22 protein-coding genes are annotated in these 25,564 nt (G+C 62.2%); 7 read left to right on the top strand and 15 right to left on the bottom strand.

The features are described 5' to 3' along the window. Nucleotides 1-5: 5 nt before the first annotated feature. The 8 genes from PDMSB3_RS23590 to PDMSB3_RS23555 all read right to left on the bottom strand — a co-directional run bounded on the left by PDMSB3_RS23590 (nt 6) and on the right by PDMSB3_RS23555 (nt 8,915). Entirely contained in the window at nt 6-1,529 is a 1,524-nt protein-coding gene (locus PDMSB3_RS23590) for an efflux transporter outer membrane subunit (protein WP_232064310.1), read from the bottom strand. After that, nucleotides 1,529-2,614 carry an HlyD family secretion protein gene (locus tag PDMSB3_RS23585; protein ID WP_007176417.1) on the bottom strand — a complete coding sequence of 362 codons (1,086 nt, stop codon included), beginning with the start codon at nt 2,612-2,614 and terminating at the stop codon, nt 1,529-1,531. Before PDMSB3_RS23585 ends, PDMSB3_RS23590 begins: the two co-directional genes overlap by 1 nt. Next, entirely contained in the window at nt 2,611-3,318 is a 708-nt protein-coding gene (locus tag PDMSB3_RS23580) for an ABC transporter ATP-binding protein (RefSeq protein ID WP_007176416.1), read from the bottom strand. The genes PDMSB3_RS23585 and PDMSB3_RS23580 overlap by 4 nt, the downstream gene beginning before the upstream one ends. 158 nt (nt 3,319-3,476) lie before the next feature. Beyond that, nucleotides 3,477-3,923, bottom strand: coding sequence for a hypothetical protein (locus tag PDMSB3_RS23575; protein ID WP_232064309.1), 447 nt, complete (start codon nt 3,921-3,923; stop codon nt 3,477-3,479). Between the two features lie 123 nt (nt 3,924-4,046). Beyond that, nucleotides 4,047-6,353: a glycoside hydrolase family 65 protein gene (locus PDMSB3_RS23570; RefSeq protein ID WP_165187924.1), complete on the bottom strand. Its 2,307-nt coding sequence runs from the start codon at nt 6,351-6,353 to the stop codon at nt 4,047-4,049. Further along, on the bottom strand, nt 6,340-7,134 hold the full coding sequence (locus tag PDMSB3_RS23565) for an HAD family hydrolase (RefSeq protein WP_197740271.1): 795 nt from the start codon (nt 7,132-7,134) through the stop codon (nt 6,340-6,342). The genes PDMSB3_RS23570 and PDMSB3_RS23565 overlap by 14 nt, the downstream gene beginning before the upstream one ends. A 3-nt stretch (nt 7,135-7,137) precedes the next feature. Then, nucleotides 7,138-8,520: an NAD-dependent succinate-semialdehyde dehydrogenase gene (locus PDMSB3_RS23560; protein WP_007176412.1), complete on the bottom strand. Its 1,383-nt coding sequence runs from the start codon at nt 8,518-8,520 to the stop codon at nt 7,138-7,140. A 113-nt stretch (nt 8,521-8,633) separates the two neighbouring features. Beyond that, nucleotides 8,634-8,915 carry a hypothetical protein gene (locus tag PDMSB3_RS23555; RefSeq protein ID WP_007176411.1) on the bottom strand — a complete coding sequence of 94 codons (282 nt, stop codon included), beginning with the start codon at nt 8,913-8,915 and terminating at the stop codon, nt 8,634-8,636. Between the two features lie 574 nt (nt 8,916-9,489). Between PDMSB3_RS23555 and PDMSB3_RS23550 the strand changes: the two genes are divergently transcribed. Beyond that, nucleotides 9,490-10,719, top strand: a complete 1,230-nt coding sequence (locus PDMSB3_RS23550; protein ID WP_165187922.1) for a porin — start codon at nt 9,490-9,492, stop codon at nt 10,717-10,719. A gap of 91 nt (nt 10,720-10,810) precedes the next feature. Here the strand turns inward: PDMSB3_RS23550 and PDMSB3_RS23545 are convergent, their stop codons facing one another. The 6 genes from PDMSB3_RS23545 to PDMSB3_RS23520 all read right to left on the bottom strand — a co-directional run bounded on the left by PDMSB3_RS23545 (nt 10,811) and on the right by PDMSB3_RS23520 (nt 16,959). Continuing rightward, entirely contained in the window at nt 10,811-11,566 is a 756-nt protein-coding gene (locus PDMSB3_RS23545) for a FadR/GntR family transcriptional regulator (RefSeq protein WP_165187920.1), read from the bottom strand. Between the two features lie 78 nt (nt 11,567-11,644). Beyond that, a complete protein-coding gene (locus PDMSB3_RS23540; protein WP_165187918.1) occupies nt 11,645-12,103 on the bottom strand; it encodes a Zn-ribbon domain-containing OB-fold protein in 459 nt (152 codons plus the stop codon). Beyond that, nucleotides 12,100-13,281 carry a thiolase C-terminal domain-containing protein gene (locus PDMSB3_RS23535; RefSeq protein WP_165187916.1) on the bottom strand — a complete coding sequence of 394 codons (1,182 nt, stop codon included), beginning with the start codon at nt 13,279-13,281 and terminating at the stop codon, nt 12,100-12,102. Before PDMSB3_RS23535 ends, PDMSB3_RS23540 begins: the two co-directional genes overlap by 4 nt. After that, on the bottom strand, nt 13,278-14,585 hold the full coding sequence (locus tag PDMSB3_RS23530; protein ID WP_165187914.1) for a CaiB/BaiF CoA transferase family protein: 1,308 nt from the start codon (nt 14,583-14,585) through the stop codon (nt 13,278-13,280). The genes PDMSB3_RS23535 and PDMSB3_RS23530 overlap by 4 nt, the downstream gene beginning before the upstream one ends. A 62-nt stretch (nt 14,586-14,647) precedes the next feature. Further along, nucleotides 14,648-15,610, bottom strand: coding sequence for a PDR/VanB family oxidoreductase (locus PDMSB3_RS23525; protein ID WP_165187912.1), 963 nt, complete (start codon nt 15,608-15,610; stop codon nt 14,648-14,650). A gap of 26 nt (nt 15,611-15,636) precedes the next feature. Continuing rightward, a complete protein-coding gene (locus PDMSB3_RS23520) occupies nt 15,637-16,959 on the bottom strand; it encodes a Rieske 2Fe-2S domain-containing protein (protein WP_165187910.1) in 1,323 nt (440 codons plus the stop codon). A gap of 321 nt (nt 16,960-17,280) precedes the next feature. Between PDMSB3_RS23520 and PDMSB3_RS23515 the strand changes: the two genes are divergently transcribed. The 4 genes from PDMSB3_RS23515 to PDMSB3_RS23500 all read left to right on the top strand — a co-directional run bounded on the left by PDMSB3_RS23515 (nt 17,281) and on the right by PDMSB3_RS23500 (nt 20,942). Beyond that, nucleotides 17,281-18,624 carry an MFS transporter gene (locus PDMSB3_RS23515; protein ID WP_165187908.1) on the top strand — a complete coding sequence of 448 codons (1,344 nt, stop codon included), beginning with the start codon at nt 17,281-17,283 and terminating at the stop codon, nt 18,622-18,624. Between the two features lie 11 nt (nt 18,625-18,635). After that, entirely contained in the window at nt 18,636-19,730 is a 1,095-nt protein-coding gene (locus PDMSB3_RS23510; RefSeq protein ID WP_165187906.1) for a CaiB/BaiF CoA transferase family protein, read from the top strand. A 503-nt stretch (nt 19,731-20,233) separates the two neighbouring features. Then, a complete protein-coding gene (locus PDMSB3_RS23505) occupies nt 20,234-20,635 on the top strand; it encodes a hypothetical protein (RefSeq protein ID WP_007176409.1) in 402 nt (133 codons plus the stop codon). A gap of 49 nt (nt 20,636-20,684) precedes the next feature. Beyond that, nucleotides 20,685-20,942 (top strand): hypothetical protein, encoded by a 258-nt coding sequence (locus PDMSB3_RS23500; RefSeq protein ID WP_007176408.1) that lies wholly within the window; start codon nt 20,685-20,687, stop codon nt 20,940-20,942. Between the two features lie 88 nt (nt 20,943-21,030). Here PDMSB3_RS23500 and PDMSB3_RS23495 read toward each other — a convergent pair whose 3' ends face one another. After that, a complete protein-coding gene (locus tag PDMSB3_RS23495; protein ID WP_165187904.1) occupies nt 21,031-21,501 on the bottom strand; it encodes a hypothetical protein in 471 nt (156 codons plus the stop codon). A 320-nt stretch (nt 21,502-21,821) separates the two neighbouring features. On the opposite strand from PDMSB3_RS23495, the gene PDMSB3_RS23490 reads away from it, so the two are divergent. Next, on the top strand, nt 21,822-24,173 hold the full coding sequence (locus PDMSB3_RS23490; RefSeq protein WP_165187902.1) for an FdhF/YdeP family oxidoreductase: 2,352 nt from the start codon (nt 21,822-21,824) through the stop codon (nt 24,171-24,173). Continuing rightward, complete coding sequence (locus PDMSB3_RS23485; RefSeq protein ID WP_165187899.1) at nt 24,160-25,557, top strand: cytochrome ubiquinol oxidase subunit I; 1,398 nt, start codon at nt 24,160-24,162, stop codon at nt 25,555-25,557. Before PDMSB3_RS23490 ends, PDMSB3_RS23485 begins: the two co-directional genes overlap by 14 nt. Nucleotides 25,558-25,564: the final 7 nt, after the last annotated feature.

Raw genomic sequence — 25,564 nt, 5'->3', positions numbered from 1 at the left:
GTATTTCACGGAGCGTCCCCTTTGCTGACCGAAGCTTGCACATTCCACCAGCCTCCGCCCAGTGCGACGAACAATGCTACGGTATCCTGATATCGCTGTGCGACTGCCTGGAAGTACGCGATAGTTGCCTGATGAAATTGAACGTCGGCAACCAGCACATCCAGATATCTCACCATGCCGGCGCGGTAATTTAATTGCAGGAGATGCAACGCAATGTCCGCATCCCGTCTCGCTTCAACCTGGGCTTGCAGAGCCTGCGCGTCATGGTCGAGTGCATTCAGTGCGTCGGCAACCTGGGCGAACGCGGTGAGAACCGTCTGCCGATAGTTCGCCTGCGCCTGCTGGAACGCGTCGATTGCCGCCTTACGGCCATACCATAGGCTGCCGCCTTGAAACAGCGGAAGCGTGATAGAAGGACCAATGCTCCAGAATCGGAAACTGTCCGCCGAGAGATTGCCAAAACTCGTCCCCCCCGCACCGTAGGTACCGTTCAGGGCGATGCTCGGGAACATGGCCGCTGTCGCCACGCCGATGTTCGCACTGGCGATATGCAATGCGGCTTCAGCAGAGAGGATATCGGGACGCTGGCGTACCAGGTCCGACGGCAGGCTTATTGGAAGATCCGTTGGAAGCGCGAGCGAACTCAGGTCGATCTCCGGCAATCTCGCCTCGGAGGGCAGCAATCCCTCCAGCGTTGCAAGCAGATGCTCGGTCTGACTGATCTTCTGTTGCAGCGGTGCGATTAACGCCTGGTTGCCGGCAATCAGACTGCGAACGCTCAATACGTTGGCGTAAGCTGCCGTGCCTGAGCGCACTTGCGCTTCGGTAGCAGCAAGTTGCTGCTTCTCCAGCTCAATCAGCTGTTCGGTCGCAACGAGCTCGGCGGCATAAGCAGCCCGCGCTATCGTGGTATTGACCACGTTAGCGGACAAGGTTACATACGCGGCTTTCTCCGCATAGCGCTGATAGTCGGCTTGCGCGCGCAATCCTTCCACCGTGCGACGCTTGCCACCGAATACGTCGAGTAAATAGCTTACGCTGCCACTCGCGGTGATCAGGTTGAAGATGCTTCCTGGTGTCTGCAGACCGTTTCTCAAAGGCGCGGAGCGCGCGCGGGTGGCATCGAATTCCGCGCCGATTTGCGGGAAAAATACGCCATAGCCCGCCCGAAGATTGTCCTGACTCGCCCGCAAACTCGCTTCCGACGCGGCCAGCGTCGGATTGTTTTCCAGTGCCTGCTGAACGATCGTGTTCAGTTGATCGGATTTGAAAAGCGTCCACCAGTCGGCGGGAATCTCCGCGCCGCGTGTGAAGCTTTGAGCTTCGTTATCCGCGGCGACAGTCGACGCCGACAGCTGTTCGCGCGTGTAATCATTCCCGGCCGGCGGCGTGGGACGCACGAAATCAGGACCCACGGAACAAGCCCCAAGCACTGCCACCGCGATTGCAGCGACAGACAACCCGCCAGCAATGCGCGGCCGTACGTGCTGCGCAAGGCATTCGCCCTCTTCGCCGTCGCGCGTGGCCATTATTTCGACCCTATGAATACATCGACCAGCAGACCCGGATAAACCATTGGCAGGTCCTGCTTCCTGAAGCGGAAGATAACCGGGAGTACTCTCAGGTCCACCTTCTCCTGGCGTTGATTCGACAACTCGATCTTGGGTGAAACATAAGGTTGCACACGGACGAATTCGAGCGGCACCTTGACGTTGGTGCCACGAATCGACAACTGCGCCTGGATGTGTGCCGGTGCAGGCAGTCTCGAAACGAGTATCTCGTCGACGTAGCAGCGAACCGCCAGATAATCCTGAGAGGCCCCCATGACCACGAGCGGATCGAATCCCTGCGTGTAGGCATCGTAGACACCTTGCGACGAAACGTAACTGCCGGATGTCCCGTTGATCGCCAGCACCACACCGTCTGCCTGCGCTTTGAGCGAATACTTTTGCAGCAGCGCGCTGGCGGCTTTGTATGCCTGGGTGAGTGCCTCGTACTGCTTCTGCTGATTGTTTATGTCGTAACTCCACGCACCCGCCCGGGTCAACTCATATTGCCTTTGCGCGACGTCCAATCCCGCCTCGGCCTGCGCGACGGCGTCCCGTGCTGTATCGACTACGTCCTTGCTGATCGATCTCTGGTCCAAATCGTAAGACGCTCGACGCTTCTCATACTGATCACGCGCTGCCTTGAGGTTGGACTGAGCCTGCTCGACCTGAGCCCTGGTGACCGCAAGCGTCTCCTTGCGCGGCTCTGCCTTGAGTTCCTGCAAGACCGTCAGTGCCGCTTCGGACTGTGCGCGTAGTTGCGCGGTGGTCGCCCTTTGCACCGAATCGTCGATAGTTATCAGCGGAGTGCCGGCCGCCACATGGTCGCCTTCATGCACCAGCACCTGGGTGATCGGGCCGGACACCTCAGGGTAGATATTGATGTTCTCGCCGCCGCGCTGTTCGCTTTCGACAATACCGTCCGCGTAAATCGCCGTCACGTAGGGGTTGCTGACCGGTGCAAATGCCGGGGGCTCGGCCTTACGCTCGATTCCGAACAGGTACGCGCCAACCAGCCCGGCCACAATGCCGATGATCGAAAGGGCGAAGATGAGCTTGTTTCTCACTCGGTCCCCTTGTCGAGTCCAGTGATGCGACCGTCTTCCATATGGATGATCCGGTCGGCATACTCGTTGATCCGGGCGTCGTGGGTCACGATCACAATGCACCGGCTCTGGTTGAGTATCTTCTCCTTGACGAAGGAGATGATCATCTTTCCGGTATCGCCATCGAGCGAGGCGGTCGGCTCGTCGAGAATCAGGATCTGTGGGCCACTCACAATGGCGCGCGCAATCGCCACGCGCTGCTGCTCGCCCCCTGAGAGCTTTACTGGGAGAATTTCACTGCGCTCCTTCAGTCCGACAACCTCAAGACATTTTCTGGCCGCGACGATCGATTCATCCCAGTCGAGGTGTTTGAGGATCAACGGAATGGCAACGTTCTCGGCGCTCGTCAGGCGGGGAAACAGATGATAGTCCTGAAACACAAAGCCAATCGTATTGAGACGAAAGTCCGCCAGTTGATCGTTGGTGAGTTGCCATATGTCGCGGCCATTGACTTTCACGCTGCCAGCGTTGGGCCGCAAGATGCCCGAAATCATGCTTAGAAGCGTGGTCTTGCCGCTCCCGGACGGGCCCACAATGAACAGCATCTCGCCAAAGTGGGCGATGAACTCGACCTCACTCACAGCAGTCATTCGCGTCGCACCATCGCCGAACCACTTGGTCAGCCCCGTTGCGAAGATCGCCTCAATTTTTCCTTCATCAGGCATTCTTTTTCTCAGTTGAAAGCTTGCTCGTGGAAACCGGGTGCTAAGGATGTGGTTCGATCGGCATTAACCGCGTTGCGGCAAACAGCAAGGCAAGCGCTGTCCAACGCTCGCGGGCGTCAGTCACAAGGCCTGCATCGTGGATGACGACGGCGTTCACCTCAATGCCCGTTGCAGAAAACCGCGGTGAGGAGAAAGGGAACCACTTCCCGGATGCCTGCGTCGCTCCCGGACTGTCGTGCGAGGGCCTCCACTGACTCGGCGGCACCGGTTACCACCACGCCGTACGTCGGTGCCGCAATCGGATCACCGCTTCCCTGTTTGAACATCGGATCGCCCTGCGCATAACCGAAGACTGCATAGACATGAAATCCGAATGCCGTCAGGTCACCGCCATGAACCGGCCGGAACGCGTTGACGGAGTTCGCTTCAATCCGCATGGGGGTTGGATCGATAGATTGATCGTCCAGCAATGATGTGATAAATCCGTGCGCGCTCGATTTGCAGTCGAGTTGCGGGTCGATTGCATGGGCGTGACCCGGGACCGGAGAAATCATCCCGGCTAACCACACAAACACGCCCAGAGTTCGGAATACAGAATTTTTCATCTTGCCCACGCGGAAATGGTATGACACGTCACACATTCGCATGTCTGCCGCCGGAAGTCGGTACGGTGGCCGCGTGTCCGCACAGCGGTCAGTTTCCACTCTGTCACCGCAATTGCCCATACTTCAGGCAACACCTGCCTGCGTTTTACTATTCACGACCAGCGGCTCCGCACTGCTTAGCGCGAACAGTTCACCATTGATGGCCAGCTTCAGCGGATCACCCGTTTCCAGCGTTACACGTACCCCGGCACTCGCGTCATTTATCTCGATCCTCAGATGACGGCCGCGCCATTGCATCGGGAAGGAAAGGCTCTTCCACGCCGCGGGCAACGCCGGGGCGAGACATAGATGATCACCGGCAAAGGACACACCGGCAAAGCCAAGAACCGCTATCATCCAGATGCCACCGAGGCTTGCAATGTGCACACCGCCTTCCGTGGCCACATGTGTATCGTCGAGATCGATGGCGGAGGTCTGGCGAAAGAAATCGAGCGCGACTTCGGACTGGCCCAGTCTGGCCGCGACTATGCCGTGCATGGCGCGACTCAAGGAACTGCCATGACCACAACGCGACGCATAGTATTCGAAGTTCGCCGCAGCGGAGCCGCGAGGAAACTCCTCCGGCAGCAGCGCCAGCAGCGCTACCACGTCTGCCTGCTTGACGATCCGGGACCGCTGGATACGCTCGCGGCCAAGCACGACGTCGATTGGAACCGACCGGCCGGCATAGGCGGCGATATCGATGTCTTCAAGCGTAAAAAATCCGGCGAACTGCTCGAACAGACCCGTGTTCGAATCGAAGCCTGTGGCAATCGTCTCTGCAACCCTGCCCCACCGCTGCAACTCGGCCTCGTCGATTTTCAGTTGACCCGACAGGCGTCGCCAACTTTCCGGCCAACTCGTACGCAGCAATGCCGCCGTTTCGATAGCGCGCCGGATGTTCCAGCGTGCCATCACGTTCGTAAAGGCGTTGTCGTCGATCGACTCGTGATATTCATCCGGTCCGATCACGCCACGGATATGACAACGGCCATCGGACTCCAGCTTTGCACGGCTTGCCCAGAAACGGGCGGTCTCCAGAAGAATCTCGGCGCCGGCCTCGCGAAGGAACGCATCATCTCCAGTCGCATGCCAGTATTGCCAGACAGCGTACGCAACGTCCGCGCTGATGTGTTGTTCCTGCTTGCCGCAGTTGACATCCACGAGTTTCCGATCCGGGCCGACGACCTGAAGGGGGCACGTCTCCGCGCCGGTATCGGCCGATTCCCAGGCATACAACGCCCCCTGCCAGCCCATTGACGCTGCTTTCTGCCGGGCTCCGGCGAGCGTATTGAAGCGGTACATCAGCAATGCTCGTGCCGCCTCAGGCCACGTCAACGTGTAGAACGGCAGCAGATAGATTTCCGTGTCCCAGAAGACGTGACCGTGATAGTCGTCGCCCGTCAGCGCCTTTGCAGCGATTGAAACGTGTTCGTCTGCAGGATTGGCCGCGCCGTTCAGATGGTAGAGCGCAAATCTTAGAGCCCGTTGTGCGGACGGATCGCCCTCGACTTCGACCTCGCTGCATGCCCAACGGTCTTGCCATGCCCTCTCGTGCACCGCCACCAGAGCCGGCCAACCGAGGGTTTGCGCGGACGCCAGGGCTTCCTGTGCAGCACGAGCCGGATCGATATCATCCTTGCCCGCGCGAGTCATGGCCACCATTCGCGTGAGACATATCACCTGCCCCGGCGTCGACGTCCACTTCCACGACCATTGCGACAGGCCGCATACGGTAAAAGGAATGAGCTGCCGGTCGATCTGCAGCGTTACTGCAGCGGCGACTGCGAGCCGGGTACCGGAAGACCGCGTGCGCCACACGCTGAGGCCATGCTCCGAGCGCTCCGATAACAGACCGACATCCACCGCATCGATCGATGCTTCGAGCGTCACCTCAATCGCACCCTGCTCCATCTCCAGCAGAATGATTTGCATACCGATCGCGCGCTGGCTGAGAGAAGCCATATGGAAACTGCGCATCTTCACGCCGAAAGCGGACTCGTTCGACAGGTCTCCTTTGCCGATCACCACGCCCCGGCGCATGTCGAGAATCCTCTCCTGGCGCGCTTCGTCATCGACGTGATGTATGAGAGGCTCTCCTTGCAGGAGAATGCGGACCTTCAGCCAATCGGGCGCCACGGCGAGTTTGGGGATGCCGGGTTCCTCACCGGCTGTATCGAACACGCCGGCAACGAGTGTACGCGAGGTGGCCGCCCAGCGGCCGCCACGGTGTATCGCGCGCACGCCTCGCACACCGAAAAAGCCATTGCTGATTGCGAAGCGCGCGGCGCGGCTACGTTCAAGCAAAGGGTCGTAGCCGCCTTCCCGCGCGATCCAGCTCGAATCGGCGGTCGGGCACATCAACCGGTCCCACTGTTCAGGACTGTTCATAAATCCGCCGCCAGAGTTTTCCACGAGACAGTTGATCGAGATCCACTTCGTCCAGAGTGGTCACGACCAGATTGGCTCCGGCCTCCCAGAGCGAGTTCGCGTCATCCAGCCGCGCAACCCCGAGTGCCGTCATTCCGCCTGCACGGGCAGCCTCGATACCCGCCGGTGAATCTTCGACCACGAAGCAGTTCGCGGGCGCGGCGGGCAACTCCGCGGCAGCGAGCAGGAATATCGCCGGATCCGGCTTGCCGGCGGGCAAATCCCGGCCGCAGACATTGGCGCCGAATACATCGAAGAGACTGTGATGGTCATCGAGCCGGATGCCCCGCATCATGTCGTTGGCGTTTTTCGAGGATGACGCGACGGCAATCGCAAAGCCGAGCCTTCGCACCGCATTGACGAAGCGAAGTGCGTCGGCGAAAGCGGACACGGCTCCTGCGCCGATGAGCGCCTCCAGCCGCCTCTGCTTGCTCTCTGCGTAAGCTTCGGCACGTTGTGCGGCGTTCGGCACGCCGAGCGTTTGCAGCGCGGCAAGCGCGCCGCTCAGCCGTGGCTTGCCGGCCACCTGGGACTGGTACATCGCCGTGGTGAACCTTTGTTCGTCGGCGAAGCCCCTGAGCGCTTCGCGCCAGGCACGTTCGTGAGGAGACGCAAGCAGCACGCCGTCGACATCGAAAATGCCGGCGGAGAGCGTGCCGTGAGGGTCCGGCGCGGGGGCCTGGGCTTCTCGATCTGTCATGCGTGGCATCTCTCCAGAATAATGGGGGCGGCCGCCCCCCATCGCTCACACCGGCGCGTTGAGATGCGCGGTGCGAACCAGCTTCTTGTTGACGAACTCCTGGATGCCCATGTTGCCCAGCTCGCGTCCGTAGCCCGAGTCCTTGATCCCACCGAACGGCAGTTCCGCATCGGACCAGTCGATGTTGTTGATGAACATCATTCCCGTATCGACGCTGCTCGCAACCCGCTTGCCGCGCACGATGTCTTCTGTGAAGACGGAGCCGCCCAAACCGAAGTCGGAATCGTTCGCCAGGGCAATCGCCGCGGCTTCGTCCTTCACACGGAAGAACGACACGACCGGGCCAAAAAACTCGTCGCGGAAAGCGGGGTTGTCCGGTTTGATATCAGTCAGAATGGTGATTTCCATAAACGAGCCGGGGCGATCGATCCGCTTGCCGCCCATCAACAGCGTGGCGCCGTTCGCCACCGCATCGTCGACCTGCTTGAGCAGTTGAAGAAGCGCTGCTTCGCTAGAGAGCGGACCCTGTGTCGTCTTTTCATCCATCGGATCGCCCGGCCTGAGTTCCGACAACGCCGCCTTGAATTTCTCGAGGAACCTGTCAGCAATCGAATCGAGAACGATAAAGCGCTTCGCTGCACAGCAGGTCTGGCCGCCGTTATACATGCGTCCCCACACTGCCCACGGAATCGTCTTTTCGAGGTCGGCGTCATCCAGCACGATGAATGCATCGCTGCCGCCCAATTCCATCGAGGTTTTCTTGAGGTTCTGCCCGGCTCGCGCGGCGACGCTTTTGCCGGCCGCGACGCTACCGGTCAGTGCCACGCCCTTGATACGCGGATCGTCGATCACACGCTCGGCCTGCTCATGCGAGATTAGCAGGTTGGTATAAGCGCCTTTGGGTGCACCCGCATCGATCAGTAGCTTTTCGAATGCAATCGCGCATTGCGGCACACAGGCCGCGTGCTTGACCACGAGGACATTGCCGGCCATCAATTGCGGGCCCGCGACTCGCGCCAACTGGTAATACGGGAAATTCCACGGCTCCACGCAGAAGAGTACGCCGAACGGGCTGCTTTCCATGTGGGCTTCGCCAACCTTCGGCTCCAGCCTGACCGGAGCAAGAAACGCTTCAGCATGCTTCGCGTAGTAGGCAAGAATATCGGCGCTGAAATTGACCTCGCCTCGCGCTTCATTGATACGCTTGCCCATTTCCAGCGTCGCCAGCTTCGCGAATTCATCCACATGAGTGCGCAGCAAGGCGGCCGCTTTGTTAAGGATCTCGGCGCGCTGAGCGTAGGTGGTCTGCTTCCACGTCTGGGAACAAGCCTGAGCGCTCGCGAGAGACTGTTCGAGCTGCGCGTCGGTCAATTGATCGAAGCGCTTCAGGGTCTCGCCACTGTTCGGGTTGATGCTTGCGTATGCCATGTTCTTGTCTTCCAGGGTGAGTGTTCATGACTTGACGGCGCCGGGGGGCATTTGAATCGTTCAGGCCCGGCCGACGTTGACAGGTGCAGGTGCATTACGATGCCGCGCGGGCATCAACTATGCGCAAGCGAGTCGCCCAGCAACTCGTCACGCTCGGCCGAATCGGATAGAAGGAACTCCTTTCTCGCCTCGTCAACCACTTTCCGGACGTATTCGCCATATCCGGCGCCGCCGAATTCCTCCATGTCCCAATTGCGGGCATGGACATCGAGCGAATGAGATTTCGGCATTGGAATGGCAATCCCGGCCAGACCCGCCGGCGTGGACGGGCCTCGCAGCAGGCGTTGCTGAACTTCCTGCCGGATCTGTTCGCGGCTAAGGACTTTCTTCGACATGATGGGGCTCCGGAAAGGCGAACATGCGCTGGACGCGGATGTCGGTTGGAAATCGGCTCACAAGGGAGTTTCAGCGCACGCCGTGGTGGCCTGCGCAGACTGGCTACTCTGCGCAGAGTCGAATCCGGTTATCCACCCGCTCCTGCGACATGTTCTTCGCCGGATCGCCGACTCCCGGTCGCGCAATAAATCGTGACCGTTCCGAATCAATATCGCACGCTGCGATTCGGCCTCTTGACCCACGTCAATTGATCCTGCTTTCCTCGCCAGGAGCGGTTGGCGATTCGGAATTCGGCGCGCTCGCAGGCTCTTCAACCCGGAAGAACTGGTGCCGGGAGTCAGTCATCCGTCAGGAATAAATCGAGCACGAAAGCCGCCCGGGTTTCGCAAGCTAAAGCGCACGCCGTACGCCGACATCACCCACCAGGGTTGTCCTCAGGATTGACAGCACGAATCGTGCATCGCTACGATTGGCCCCACCACTTATGGTGGGCCAATTTGATGGAGCCAATTTGACTTCATCCACTGAAAGCCATTCGCAAATACGACATTCGATCGGAAATCCGGAGACACAATGAAGAAACCCATGCTGGTAGCGATAGCGATCGCCGGCACGGCCGCTTCCGCGGCTAACGCGCAAAGTTCAGTAACGCTGTACGGCCTGATCGACCAGGGGTTCAACTACGTCAGTAACGTGCAGACGGGCCGCGCCGGCGGTGCGCTCGCCGGCAAACACCAATATGCGATGTCGGACGGCGCAACGGGCATCGGCGGCAGTCGCTGGGGCCTGCGTGGGAGCGAAGATCTGGGCGGCGGCCTACGCGCGATCTTCACGTTGGAAAACGGCTTCAACATCAACACCGGCGGTCTCGCGCAGGGCGGCCTCGAGTTTGGCCGCCAGGCCTATGTGGGCCTCGCCAATCCATTCGGGCAGGTGACTTTCGGGCGGCAATACAGCATCGTCAGCGACATGCTCGCGCCGCTTTCAGAAGCCGGAGAAGTGCCCGGCCACATGGGCGCGAACCCCGACGATTTCGACGATCTCGGCCACTCCATCCGCATCAACAACGCGGTCAAATTCAGAAGCACGCCGTATGCGGGCATGACGCTGGGCGGCATGTATGCGGTGGGCGGCGTGGCTGGTGCGACGGTCCGCAACCAGGTGTGGGCGCTCGCCGCGTCGTACGCGAATGGACCGTTTGCCGCGGCCGCGGGCTACCTGAATGCACGCGACCCGAATCTGTCGTACTTCGGCACGAACGGCAATTCGGGCGGCAACACGGCCAATAACCTCGGCTCATTCGGCTCGGCTACCGCCGGTCAGTCAAATCCGATCTATGCGGGCTTTGCATCCGCCGCCACGCTGCAACTGCTGATCGCAGGCGCGAAGTATCACCTCGGCCCGGCAAGCATCGGCGCGACCTTTTCGCATGCGGGCTTCGGCGGCCTAGGCGACACCAGCGCTGGACCGAACACCTTGCACTATGCGGGCAGCGCTGTTTTCAACAACGGCGAAGTCAACGCGAGTTACGCATTCACGCCCGCCTTCAGCGTGAACGCTGCGTACAGCTACACGCGTAAAGCGAGCGTCGGCGCATATGACGGCGCGACCTATCGCCAGGGGACGCTGTCGACCGCGTACTTCCTGTCGAAGCGCACCGAGTTGTATGCTCTCGCCATCTATCAGAAAGCAGGCGGGACGGATTCTCTCGGCCAGGCAGCGGTCGCGTCGATCACGCAATTGACGCCATCGGCGACCGATCATCAGTTGCTTGTGCGTCTCGGCATAGTGCACACGTTCTGATTGGCGAAGACAGGCGCATCCACGAAAAAAGCCGGCTCCCCGTTGAGCCGGCTTTGTTCGCTTCGTGGGGCGCATATTGCCCGCGTGCCATTTACTTCGTCTTGCCCGTCCGTTTTGTCCCTGAAGCCGGCTCTTCGCCGAGAATCTCGTTCCACGCCTCCACGGCGCGCGAGAAATGCGTCTCCATCAATGCAGTGGCTTTCTTCACGTCGCGCTTCTTCACTGCTTCGTAGAGCTTTGCGTGCTGAACTGCCGAGATCTCACCGCGCTCGGGGTCGGCGAACAGCGCAAAGCGGCGGCTTTCCGAAATCCGGTAGAACGAATTGAGTAGCCGCACCAGCACCTCGTTGTGGGTGCAGCGCGCAAGAGCCATGTGGAATGCCGTGTCCTGCACCGAGATGTTGCCCTTGTTCGACAGCACCGCCTGGGTCGCGTCGATTACCGATGCGAGACTGTCCAGATCTCCTTCAGTGCGGCGTTCGCACGCCAGTTGTACTGCGCGCATCTCTAACGCCCAGCGGACCTCCAGCGTCTCCTTGACCTCTTTCATGGACGGCTCCGAGCCCATCTCCGTCAGCAGCACGATGGTCTCGAAGCTGCTGTCCGTAGACATGCGGCGCAGATAGATGCCAGAGTTCGGACGTGATTCGATGACCCGCAGCGCGCTCAGCGTGGAGAGCGCTTCGCGCAACGCGTTGCGACCCACGCCAAAGCGCTCCGCCAGCGCGCGCTCGGACGGCAACCGCTCGCCGCTTTCGTAGCCGCGCTCCTTGAAGAACGCCAGCATCTTGCCGACGAGCTCCGAGCGTGAAGTCGATTCGCGTGTAGCGGGAGGCGTTAATTGCATAAGGCTGAGAAGAAGAAAGTCGCAAGGACGGTAGCTGACGATTATACAGACAGCCCCCGCCCAAACCTCTCGGTACTTTCACGTCGAAAGCCGCCATTGCAGCAGACTGTAAGGCGTCGCGACGTCGGCATGATGTTCGAACACGCCAGTCACCGCAGCGCCCATTTCGATCTGCTGACGGGGATCGCCGAGCAGGTTGCCGAGCATGCGCACATGCCCCGCGTGCGGCAATTCCACCAGCACCACGAGATACGGTATCGCTTGAGCGAGCGCCGGGTGCGACGGGTGCCAGACGCGCTCCCAGCTGAAGATGCGGCCGCGCGGCGCCACTTCATGCCACGCGGGATCGAAGGTACGGCACCCGTGGCAGACCCACTCCGGCCCGAATTGCCAGGTGTGACAGTGCGCACAACGCTGCACGCGCAACTTTTCTTCCCGCAGACCCGCCCAATATGGCGCGGATAAGCCGTCCGGTTCGGGCACCGGGGCGGGAAGCCCGACGGGCAGATATGTCGACGAAGCGGATGAATCCGTCATAACGTTGCCTCCGATCCGAACAGCAGGCTGCTTGCCGGCGTCACCATCGGGCCGCCGATTACCAGCGCCACGTCATGCCGCGCCGCCTGACTGGTCGACTCGCCGCGCACCTGGCGCGCCGCTTCTATCACCAGCTCGAAGCCGTGCACGTAGCATTCGCCAAGATTGCCGCCGCTCGTGTTGAGCGGCAGCTTGCCCGACGGCGCGACGAGATTCTCCGGCGTTAAAAAATCGTTGGCTTCTTCCGGATGGAAAAACCCGTGCTCGCTCAGCGCCATCGCCACGCCTCCGGTGAAGTTCTCATAGCTCTGCACCACGCCGACGTCCGCGGGCGACACGCGCGCCATCCGGTACAAATCGCTTGAAACGCCGCTATAGTTGGCACTCGCGTAATGGGGCGCGTTGTGCGGCGAGGCGGCCGCTCGCCAGTCACCGCCACTCGCCGCGCCAAGCAGATACACCGGCCAATGTGGAAAGTCTTTCGCGCGTTCTGCGGCCACCAGCAGCAACGCGCCCGCGCCGTCATTCTCCATGCAGCAATCGAACAGACGAAACGGCTCGACGATCCAGCGCGATGCGTCGTACGCTTCGGCGGAAAGCGGTTTGCCGTGCATCACCGCGCGCGGATTGGCCTGCGCGTGCTGATAGGACGCGAGCGCGATCGCGCGCAGCGCTTCGCGGCGCACGCCGTGTTCGTGCATGAAACGCTGCACCTTCATCGCGAACTTCTGTGGCGGCGCAAGTACGCCATACGGCATCTGATATGCCATATCGCCGGAGATGGTCGCGCGCGGCGCCGCCTGGCCGAAGCGGCCGAACTGCCCCTGCGCGAGCCCGCGATAGACCAGCACGCACTGCGCCATGCCGCTCATGATCGCGGCCGCACCGTTGGCTACCGCGGCGGCACAGCCGCCGCCTCCGCCGCCCCACTGCATCGTCGTGGAGCGCAAGCGTTTCACGCCGAGCGCCGTGGCTATGCGCACCGCGTCGTTGCGATCGTCGGCGAACGAGGCGAAGCCGTCGATGTCCGCCGGGTCGATATCCGCATCGCGGCACGCCGCCAGCACCGCCTTGAGCAGAAGCTTGAATTCCGGGTCCGGCGCGCGGCCGGCACGGTAGTATTCGCTCTCGCCGACGCCCACTACCGCGACCTGCCCGCGCAGCGTGCGCTCCGTCATGACGTGGAGACCTCGGCACCGCCTGCGGCTGCGACCACCTGATTGCAGCTATACACCGCGCCGCCTTGCAACAGCGCATCCGCACCTTCGCCGGAGTACCCCAGCACCTCAGTCAGAATCGAGCGACTGTGTTCACCGACGCGCGGCGCGGGCGACGGATCGTCGATCGGCGTCTCGCTGAAGCGGAACGGCAGATTGATATTCGGCAGCCAGCCGAGCTCCGCATGTTCAAGACGGCTTACGAGCTTGCGCTCGCGTGCTTCCGGCGAACGCAGCGCCTCGCCGACCGTACGTACTTCGCCGCACGGGATCGACGCGGCCCGCATGCGTTGCTGCCAATGTGCCCAGGGGTGGCGAATGAACGCTTCGTCGAGGATACGAAACAGTTCGTCGCGCCGCGCGATGCGGCCGTTGCGATCGGCAAGCACCGGGTCGGCGGCCAGTTCAGGCATCTCCAGCACCTGGTTGGCGAGCCGATGGAAGATCTTGTCGTTACCGCAATTGATATAGAACGCTTTGTCCGCCGCTTTGAAAACTCCCGACGGACACGTATCGGGACTCGTGTTGCCGTGGCGGCGCGGCTCCTCGCCGGTGAACAGATGCTGCACCGTCGCGTAGCCGGTCATCAGCACAGCGTTGTCGAACAACGAAACCTCGACAGCCTGGCCCTTGCCGGTACGTTCGCGTGCAACCAGCGCGCCGAGCATGGCGTTGCTCGCCATCATTGCCGTGCTGATGTCCATTACCGGCGACAGCGCACGCACGCCAAGGCGATCCGGATAGCCGTTCATCGATACGAATCCGCTTTCGGCCTGCGCGATCGGGTCGAATCCCAGCCGGTCCGCGAACGCACCTTCGCGTCCATAAGCGGAGACCGAGCAGTAGATTACCTGCGGATTCAGCTCGCGGCATGCTTCGTAGCTCAGACCGAGACGCTCCATCACGCCGGTCGAAAAATTCTCCGCGACGATGTCCGCGGTCGCGACCAGTTCACGCGCAATGCGCTGCCCCTCCCCCGATTTCAGATCGAGCGCAATGCTGCGCTTGTTGCGATTCGCCCAGAGATAGGGGCCGCCGATGCTGGCGTCCTCGGGATGAGCCGGCGGATAATAACGGAACTCGTCGCCGCGCCCCGGCGCTTCGATCTTGATGACCTCCGCGCCCATGTCGGCCAGCATCATCGTCGCGAACGGCCCGGCGATAAAGTGAGTGAAGTCGACCACGCGAATGCCGGCGAGCGCCTTGGGCGCATTGGCGGGACGCGGCTCGTGCTCGGGAAATTCGTCGACCAGTCTGGAAAGCATGAAGTCTCCTCGTCGATGCGCGCGGCGCACCTTCTATCAGTGATTCGTGTTCGGTTTGAAGATCAGAGATCGAGCACCAACGTCGGCGACAACGACCCCGAACAGCACACCATCACCGCACGGTTCCCCGCCTTCTCCTCGTCGGTCAGATAATCGTCGCGATGATCGGGCACGCCGTCGATCACGCCCGTGCGGCAAGTGCCGCATACGCCGGCCGAGCAGGCGTACTGAACGTCGACACCGTGATCCAGCAGCGTGTCGAGGATCGTCTTGCCTGGCGCTACCGGGATACGTCTGCCGTCGCGCCGGAGCACCACGTCGAAGCCGCCGCCCGTCGCCGATTCGTTTGCGGCCGCGAAACGTTCGAAGTGCACCTGTGTGCGAGGCCGTGACGCGCATGCGTCGATAAACGCGTCGACCATGCCGCGCGGTCCGCAGCAATACAGGTGAGCGTCCACGGGCGCGCGTTCCACCACACGCCGCAAGTCGAGCCGCCCACCTTCACTTTCCAGATGCATGGTGATTCGCGAGCCGGCCTCGTCGATCTGCGCGAGATCGTCTGCATAAGCCGCACGTGAGCGCTCGCGCGCGGCATAGTGCAGTTGCCACGACGCGCCGGTGCGCTCGAGACGCCTGATCATCGAAACGATCGGCGTGATGCCGATGCCGCCGCAAATGAACACCGATTCCCGTGCTGCTTCGCACAGCGGAAAGTCGTTCATCGGTGCGCCGATCGTGAAGCGGTCTCCGACCCGCGGCGTGCGGTGCATCCATGCGGAGCCGCCGCGACCGGCCGCCTCGCGCTGCACGGCAATGACATAACGGTGGCGCTCATGAGGATCGTTGACCAGCGAATAGCTGCGCACACGGTCCTCGGGCAAATAGAGGTCGATGTGCGCGCCGGCTTCGAAGGCCGGCAAAACGGGCGTGTCGATGGGCCGGAATTCGTAGGACGCCACGTCGTCCGCTTCCAGACGGATCTGCGTAAGACGGACGTCGATGCGATCGGCGTTGTGCTGGGACATGATGTCGAACTCTCGCAGGCGGCCGCTCAGGGCGTGTAGCCGAAATCGGCGCCGAGTCGCGCGCGCATGTGTTCAGCGCCGTCGCTTTGCCACGGCGCGCCCGCAGGCAACGTCAACGACACGGCACGCACCATCCAGAGATCCGGGTCGTCCACCCGCACCGGCGACACACGTTCGGATGCCAACTTGCGCACGTTTTCGAGCAGCAGGCGCCGGGTCATCGCCACACCCGTATCGCTGATGCCGAGATTTTCCTTGCGGCGGTCGTAGATCGGCGCAACGCCCGACTGGCATGCGGCGTCCTGCACCCACAAGCCCGGCAGGCCCGAGAACCAGGTTTTTGTCTGCGCGTCGTAGTTGAACTGGAAAGCCGATTCGAGGTTGAACCGGGTCCAGTACTTCGCATACGGCTGCGTGACCGGTCGCGGCGCGAACGCATGCGCACTCGCGTGGCCGGTCTCGCGTCCCGCATGGCCGTCTTCGAACAGCTTGCGGGTTTTCTCGTAGAGCGGCGCGGCCGGCGTGTACGAGAACATCAGGCACAGTGTGTTCTCGTCGTCGATCGGCACCCATGCGTGGCCGCTCAGTTCCGGATACTTCGATTGCGGCGGCACGAGCGTGTAGAACGGAAACAGGAACTGGTTGACGCGCCAGTAGTGATGACTGTCGTCGAGTACCCGGCGCGACGCGATGCTGATGCCGAAATCGCGCCGCTGGCACTCGAACACAGGACGCAGGTCGCGCTTGGCGGTCCATTCGTTGATCGCGCCTTGCGAGTCGATGCGGCCGTGCAGGATCGGCGCGTGCGCCGAATCGATCTCGCCTTCCACCGCCTGCAGCCAGTTGCATTCCTGCACGCGGAAGCTGAAGTGCACGTTCTCCAGCGGCACCATGTTCCATTCGAGATTCGGCAGCGGCGGCAGCGTGTCCGCATCGGCCTCACCCATGTATGCCCAAACGATGCCGTTGCGCTCACGGCACGGATAGCTCCTGATCCGCACCTTGTCCTTGAGCCGGCTCTCCGCGGGCTCGGCGGGCGTATCGATCACCTGCCCATCCACGCCGAACTGCCAGCCGTGGTAGACGCAGCGCAATCCGCAGTTCTCGTTGCGGCCGAACACGAGCGGCGCGCCGCGATGCGGGCAGACATGATCGACAAGACCGACCCGCCCTTCGCTGTCGCGAAACGCAATCAGATCTTCACCTAGCAGACGCACGCGCTGCGGCTGGCCGTCGACGGTCAGATCCGACGACGGCAGGAACGGCAGCCAGTAAAGGCGCATGAATTGTCCGGTCGGCGTGCCGGGGCCGACACGCACCAAGGTCTCGTTGTCTTCGTGGGAAAGCATGACCGTCTCCATTGATAGCAAAATTGGTGGGACCAATTATATAAAGAATTCGGGAGTGGTCAACCGGGAATTTTTTCGATGGAGACGTTTTTGCAACCTTTGGCGGTATCCTGCCGGGGTTCATAGAAAATCATAAAACCCGCTCAAATAACTGTTTCTAATGCACTTTATCTTATTAACCACGGAGCTTTTCCGACTTCTCCGGCTGCGTCGCGCAGGCTTTCAGGGATTTCCCGGGCTTTGACGTTTTGCGTAGTCATTTTATAGTGAGCCCACCAAATTGGTCCCTCCAAACGAGGAACATAACAAGAGGAGATGAACATGAGCCTGTCGTCCCAATCCCCTATCGCGCCCTCGGCGCCAGGGGTTGCCGCCCTGGCGGACGCCGCCGATGTCGACGGCACCCGGGTGGTGTCGCGCGTCGGGCGACGCTTGATGTGGTATCTGATTGCGCTTTACGTGGTATCGGTGCTGGATCGCGGCAACCTCAGCTTCGCGTCGTTCTCGATGAACAAGGAACTGGGGCTCACGCCTCAAATGTATGCCGTCGGTGTCGGCATCCTGTTTCTCGGCTACTCGCTGTTCGAAGTCCCCAGTAACCTGGCGCTCGCCAGGTTCGGCGCGCGCATCACGCTCACGCGAATCGCGATGCTGTTCGGCCTGGTGACCATGTCGATGGCGTTCGTCACCGGACCGCGCAGTTTCTATACGGTGCGCGCGCTTCTCGGCATTGCCGAGGCCGGACTGACCCCTGGCGTCTTTCTGTTTCTGAGCTACTGGATTCCGCAGCAGCATCGCGCTCGCTACAACGCGATGTTTTCCTACTCGATCCCGGCCGCGTACGTGGTCTCGTCGCTCGTGTCCGGCGCGATCATGCAACTCGACGGCGCATGGGGCGTACCGGGCTGGAAATGGCTATTCCTGCTGGAAGGATTGCCCGCCGTGATGCTCGGCATCTTCGGCGCGTTCTATCTGACCGACAGGCCGCATCAGGCGAAGTGGCTCTCGAGCGACGAGAAGAGGTGGCTCGCGAAACAGCTCGAGAGCGGCGACGCACCGTCCGCTCACGGTGTACCCGAAGGCGTCGTGACGCTGCTGCGTCGCCCAGAGATGTGGGTGCTGACGCTAGGATATGTCGGCATCTTCTCCGGCAACGCGACGGTCGGCGCGTGGCTTCCCCAGATATTGCATCACACGGGCGTGCCGCTCAGCATCATCGGCTTCGTCACCGCACTGCCGCCGCTCGCAGGCATAGTGGGCATGACGTTCCTGTCGCGCCGCTCGGACCGCAGCAAGGAGCGCGTGCTGCACACTGTGGCCGCCATGCTGATCGCCGCGGCCGGCTACACCACCGTCGCCATGTCGGGCACGCTCGCCGTCGCGCTGTTCGGTTTCGCGTTGGCCAATATCGGTGTGTACGCGTCACTGGCGATCTTCTGGTCGATCCCGCAAACGTATCTGCCTGCCAGGGCCAAACCCGCCGTGATCGCGATCATCAGTTCGTTCGGTGCAATCCTGGGTGGCTGGGTCGTTCCAATGATGATCGGCCGCGTGCAGCAGCAGGCGCACAGCCTCGCCGCCGGCATGATCGTGGTGGCAATTCTCTTCGTGCTGTCGTCGGTGTGCGTATTCTTTGCCGGCCGGCGTCTCGCCTCCCATGCATGACAGGAGTAGCGATGAAACGAGGCCCTCTCTCCGGCGTGCGCGTGATCGAGTTCAGCGCGCTCGGTCCCGTACCCTTCTGTGCGATGCTGCTCGCCGACATGGGCGCGGACATCGTGCGGATTGCCCGTCCGGGCACCCGCACCGATGCCGATGACTTCATGCAACGCGGACGCCGTATCGTGCCGCTCGATCTGAAGTCCCCGGCGGACCGCCATACCGCGCTTGAACTTGTCGGACATGCCGACATCGTGCTCGAAGGCAGCCGTCCCGGCGTGATGGAAAAGCTCGGGCTCGGCCCCGACGTTTGCCTCGCGCGCAATCCGCGCCTGGTGTTCGGGCGGATGACGGGCTGGGGCCAGACTGGCCCGCTCGCCGCCACTGCCGGGCACGACATCAATTACATCGCGCTTGCCGGCGCACTGGATGCAATCGGCCCGGCGAATGGCGCGCCGGTGCCACCGCTTAACCTCCTCGGCGACTATGGTGGCGGCGCAATGTTTCTCGCGTTCGGCGCACTCTGCGCGTTGTGGGAAGCGCGCAATAGCGGCGAGGGCCAGGTGATCGACGCGGCAATGGTCGACGGTACGGCCACGTTGATGTCGCTGTTCTGCAAGCTGAGCGGGCTGGGCCAGTGGAACGACTCGCGCGGCACCAATTTGCTCGACGGTGGAGCGCCGTGGTATGACACGTATCGGACTCAGGATAATCGCTATGTCGCTGTAGGGGCGATCGAAGAACCGTTCTGGCAACTGCTGCTGACGCAGCTCGAAATTCCATCCGACAGTCTGCCGCCGCGATCCGACAAGACGGGCTGGCCGGTGATCCGCGCTGCGCTGGCAGAGCGTTTTTCGAGCCTCCCGCGCGACGCGTGGGCCGCGCATTTCCGCAATTCCGATGCATGCGTGAGTCCGGTTCTCAGCTTGCATGAAGCGGCAAGGCACGAGCATATGGCCGCGCGCGGAAGCTATGGGGTCGACAGCGATATGCTGCGACCGGCGCCGGCGCCGCGCTTGAGCCGGACACCGGCGATCCCGGCGGGGATATCCGAGGTCAGCAGCGCCGATCTGGTACTTGAAGGGTGGCGAGGCGGAATGGCAAAGCGCTGAGTACTTTCGGAAGACACACGCCGCCACTCCGGTGCGATATCCACCGCTTCGGGGTGCCCATCGTGTCGGGCGTGTCGCTTCCCGCATTCTGCGCAGCCGGTGGAACACCTGCGACGTCAAACCATACTGAATTGGAAAGTTATCCGAAGCTATTATCGATAGGGATACGATGCGGGCCGTCGCAGTGGCCCGCGAGCGCCTGTCAAAATCGCGCCTGACCTCGCTGGCGGCCGCCTGTTGCGGCACCGCCGCGCCCCGGGAACCGGCCACATATCGCACCGATGTACGCCCCCGTCATGCGCGGGGCGCGGACAACCTGCCCAACCCACGTTCCCTGCCTCGCCCCAGGCGGCGGGCCACGCCGCCCGCCGCGTGCGAATCCGCAAGCAATCGTGCTGCAACGAAAGATCGAAGCCGGCCGGACCACGATACTGGGCTCCGTCAGTCTTCCCTCACTCGATCCATTGCGCAGCCTTTCGCGGTCGGCGCGCGGAGAACACATCATGAGCGCCGAGAAAGCTATCTGGTTTCGACCCGCTTGGGGCTATGCAGCAGCCGCCGTGTGTGTCGCGCTCGCGGCCTGGGGCGCAGCGAGTCCACCGCCCACGCTCGGCATCGTGCAGGTGCTCGACCAGACCGACCGCGACATGCAATTGCCGCTCGAACGGTTTGCCGTCGAAGCGGCCAACACGGCCGCCTCGTCGTCGCAAGCACTGCGGCAGCCACAGCGGCAACTGCCGGCGCCGTCGCCGGGTCAGTCGCCACAGGATCGACGCATGAGCGACTACGTGCCCAATTGGACCGCAGGGACCGACAACGGCTTTGCCAGGCTGGGCACACCACGCCGGAAGACCGGCGCACCCGGCTACTACAGGAAGACCGACGACCACAAGAACTGGACGTGACCGGTCAACCCCGTTCATCCGACCACCCGCCAATCATCGGAGTTGTCCCATGATCAACCAATCGCTACGGCCGGCCGCGCTCACTGGAGCCACGCCGACGGCTACCATTTCGGACCCGAGGATCCGGCGCTGGTATGCGGATCTGATGGCCGACCGGCGCCTTGTTTGCGAGCACGATGGCGCACGCTGGATCGTCGCGGTCGACGGACGGCGCCTGGCCGACGAGCACGCATTCGAAGCCGCGGTGCACAGCGCCTATGCAATGACGCGCGCGCTCTCAGCGCTGGATAGAGCGCGGGCGGCCTGAGCAACCCGCGACACGCCTTAACAGAACACTCGAAGAATAGAAGCGAAGGGGAACCCACGAAAGCGCCGTCGCGACGACGGCTGCCCAATCACTCCTCGTCGGGGTACACGCCAGCCGACACGAGGCACACAAAGGCGGTCGCTTTCAGCACGCATTCCACCGAAGACAGCACGAATCCCAGCGGAAACACCCGATACTCGACCGGCAGCCCGAAGGCCACCGCCATCAGGCCGATCGTGCAAAGGAACGCGTAGGCGATCCGCGCCACACGGCTGCCGGCCAGAACGAAGCCCACCAGCGCGACCCACAGCACTTTGGCGACCACGCACGCAAGCGCATCGCGCGTGGACATGCTGACCCAGAGCTCGAACGGCAACTCCAACACAGACCAGACGGCGGTCGCGATGACGACGCTGCGCGTCCAGCGCCCGAGTACCGCAGGTTTGATCGGCGCCAGGTTCCGAGTGTGCCAGTCCGTCGTGTCGGCGTGCCGGGCGGCCGGCAAAAAACCCAGATCGCTGTCGTTCATCTCGCGGTGTGCTTCGTCCAGATATCGCATGTTGATGCTCCGGTGGCGCTCAGGTGTCGGCGCGCAATAAGCAATCCATCAATCGTGAGGAATGTGGCGCCGCTGCGCCGACTTCACGCGGCCTCGCCGGGTGCGAACCATTATTCGCCGCCGCGCCGCGCCGATCTTTTCAGAACGCCTGCGAGCTTTCGAAAATGCACGGCGTGCGCCGCACTGTCCTCACGCTACCGCCGACGTGCACCGCATCCTGCGTGCGAATTTGAAATTGACGGGCATTTAAACAAGACCTGTGTCCGGCGGCGGCTCATCCTTCGACTTCATGTTCCTCAACGAAACATCGGGAAACGGTCATGTCCAAACGAAAGACTATTCGCATCTATAGCGAGCCCGCGGGCGGCTGGGGTGCGCTGAAGGCAACCGGCGAGGCACTCGCGCTACAAGGCGTGGCCGTGTCCGGCGCGAAGACGCTTCTGCGGATGAATCAGCCGGAAGGCTTCGACTGTCCGGGCTGCGCGTGGCCGGACCCGAAACACACGTCGTCGTTCGAGTTCTGCGAAAACGGCGCCAAGGCCGTGGCCTGGGAAGCCACCGCGAATCGTTGCACGCCCGGTTTTTTTGCTGCGCACAGCGTGTCGGAACTGACCGCATGGGACGACTACGACCTCGAAATGGCCGGCCGTCTGACCCATCCGATGGCTTACGACGCGGCCTCCGACCGCTACCTGCCGATCGAATGGGACGACGCCTTCGCCTTGATCGCACGGCATCTGAACGGCCTCGACAGCCCGGATCAGGCCGACTTCTACACTTCAGGGCGCGCGTCCAATGAAGCCGCGTTTCTCTACCAGATCTTCGTGCGCGAGTTCGGCACGAACAACTTCCCCGACTGCTCGAACATGTGCCACGAGGCGACCAGTGTCGGTCTTCCCGAATCGATCGGCGTGGGCAAAGGCACGGTACTGCTCGAAGATTTCGAGCAAGCCGACGCGATCTTCATCTTCGGTCAGAATCCCGGCACCAACAGCCCGCGCATGATGAGCGATCTGCACAGCGCCTCGCGGCGCGGCGCGAAAATCGTCTCGTTCAATCCGTTTCGCGAGCGCGCGCTGGAGCGTTTCGCCTCGCCGCAGAATCCGGTGGAAATGGCCACGCTGGGCTTCACGCAGATCAGCTCGTTTCTTTATCAGGTGCGTGTGGGCGGCGACGTCGCCGCGCTCAAGGGCATGATGAAAGCCGTGATCGAAGCCGACGATGCCGCCCTCGCCGCCGATCAGCCACGCGTGCTCGATACGGAGTTCATCCACGGACATACGCACGGCTTCGACGAGCTGGTCGCCGATCTGCGCGCCACCAGCTGGGATGCGATCGTGCAGCAAAGCGGGCTGTCGCGCGGCGACATCCAGAATGCGGCGGATATTTACGCAAAGGCCAAAAACGTGATCCTCGTATACGGCATGGGGCTCACGCAGCATCACCGCGGCACCGAAAACGTCCAGCAGATCGCCAATCTGGCGCTGCTGCGCGGCAATATCGGCCGGCCCGGCGCGGGCGTGTGCCCGGTGCGCGGACATTCGAACGTGCAGGGCAACCGCACGGTCGGCATCACGGAGAAGCCCTCGCCGGCGTTGATCGACGGGATAGAACGGGCCTTCGGCTTCCGGCCGCCTGCGGCACACGGCCATGACGTGATCGCCGCCATCGATTCGATGATGCGCGGCGACGCCCGGGTGTTCGTGGCGCTCGGCGGCAATTTCGCCGCCGCCGTGCCCGACTGGATCCGCGTGCAGGCGGCAATGCGCAAGCTCGATCTGACGGTTCACATCGCCACCAAACTCAATCGCAGCCACCTCGTGCATGGCAAGGACGCGTTGATTCTGCCGTGCCTCGGCCGCACCGAGATCGACATCCAGGCCGACGGCCCGCAGTCGATTACCGTCGAAGATTCGATGTCGATGGTGCACGCTTCCGGCGGCCGCAATGAGCCCGCGTCACCGCATCTGAAGAGCGAGCCGGCGATCGTCGCGGGCATTGCGCGCGCCACGCTCGGCCCGGACTCGCACGTCGACTGGGAACATCTCGTGGCGAGCTACGACCGCATTCGCGACAAGATCGAAATCGTCTATCCGATCTTTCAGGCGTACAACGAACGGATTCGCGTACCGGGAGGCTTCCATCTTGCATCGAGCGCGCGCGAGCGCATATGGGCCACGGCCACTGGCCGCGCCAATTTCCTCGTCTTCAAAGGACTCGACGAAAACCCGGTTCACAACGATCCCGATGCGCTGTGGCTCACCACCATGCGCAGTCACGACCAATACAACACGACGCTTTACTCGCACTCGGACCGTTACCGCGGCGTGTTCGGCCAACGCGACGTGATCTTCATGAACACGCGTGAATTGCAGAAACGCAACCTGCATCCCGGCGAGAGGGTGGATGTGTATGCGCTGTCCAGCGATGGAATCGAGCGCGTGATCCGCAGTTTCAAGGTGATCGACTATTCATTGCCCGACGGCTGCTGCGGCGCCTATTACCCCGAAGCGAATCCGCTCGTGCCGCTCTACGCGTTCGACCCGAAAAGCCGCACCCCCTCGTACAAATCCGTGCCGGTGAAGATCGCGCGCGCCGCGGCGGTCGGTCCCGACTCCACTTATCAGGCGACCATTGTCGGCGCCACGGGAGCTCATCATGCATCTCGGTGACGTCCTCGATCTGTCTCGCGCCCAGTTCGCGATGACGGCTATTTTTCACATTCTGTGGCCGATCCTGACCATCAGCCTGTCGGCCTTCCTTCTTCTGATCGAAGTGCTGTGGCTGCGCACCGGCAACGTCGGCTATTACCGGCACGCGCGGTTCTGGAGCAAGCTGCTGGTGCTGAATTTCGCGGTGGGCGTAGTCAGCGGCATTCCGATGGAGTTTCAGTTCGGCACCAACTGGGCCAGCTTTTCGCGCTATAGCGGACAGTTCTTCGGCAACATTCTCGGCTTCGAAGGCGCAATGGCCTTCATGCTGGAAGCCGGCTTTATCGGCGTGATGCTGCTCGGCTGGGGCCGCGTGCCGCGCGGGGTGCATCTGTTCGCCACCTCGATGGTCGCGCTCGGCTCCAGCATCTCGGCATTCTGGATCATGGTCGCCAATTCGTGGATGCAGACACCGGCCGGCGTCACGGTGGAGAACGGCAAGATCATCGTGACCGACTATGCGGCGGCAATCTTCAATCCGGACATGGTCTGGGGCGTGACGCACATGTGGGTCGCGGCCATCGAAACGGGCATGTTCGTAATCGCCGGCATTTCCGCATGGAACCTGTTCAGGCGCCGCAATCCGGAGTTCTTTGCACGTTCGTTCAAGATCGCTTTGCTGGTGCTCGTATTCGTCGCGCCGATCCAGATCTGGCTCGGCGATTCGAGCGGCGGCAGCGTGTTCGCGACGCAGCCGGCCAAAGGCGCCGCGATTGAAGGTCACTGGACCACCAACCCGCCCGGCACCGCCGCGTCGTGGTCGCTGCTCGCGTGGCCGGACCAGACGACGCAACGCAACGACTGGTCGATCGAAGTGCCCGGCATGCTGAGCATTCTCGCCACCCATACGCTGCACGGCGAGGTCAAAGGCCTCACCGACTTCGCGCCGGCCGACCAGCCGCCGATGCTGCCGTTGCTCTATTACGCGTTTCGCCTGATGGCGGGCATCGGTTTCGCTTTCATGGTGCTGGCCTTCTGGACCGCCTACGTATTGCGCAAAACGCGCGGCAATCTCGAACGGCTGCTAGAGCAACGCAAGCTGCTATTCGCCTGGGTGCTGTGCATTCCGCTGCCCTATGTCGCGGTCGAAGCCGGCTGGATCGTGCGTGAAGTGGGACGTCAGCCGTGGGTCGTGTACGGCTTGCTGCGTACGAAAGATGCCGTGTCGAGCGTGGCGGCCTCGTCGGTGACGCTGAGCATGGCGATGTTTTTCTGCTTCTACCTGGTATTGCTCGGCACCTTCTTCGTGCTTGCGCGCAACTGGCTGCGCGCCGGTCCCGACCTCACGCTGATTCCACCCGCGGCCGTCAAGGCCGAGGCGGCGTCGACCGTCGCCGAGTACTAAACCCTTC

This window comes from Paraburkholderia dioscoreae, from assembly GCF_902459535.1.
Lineage (GTDB): Bacteria > Pseudomonadota > Gammaproteobacteria > Burkholderiales > Burkholderiaceae > Paraburkholderia > Paraburkholderia dioscoreae.
This window is presented reverse-complemented; position numbering and strand designations above follow the sequence as displayed.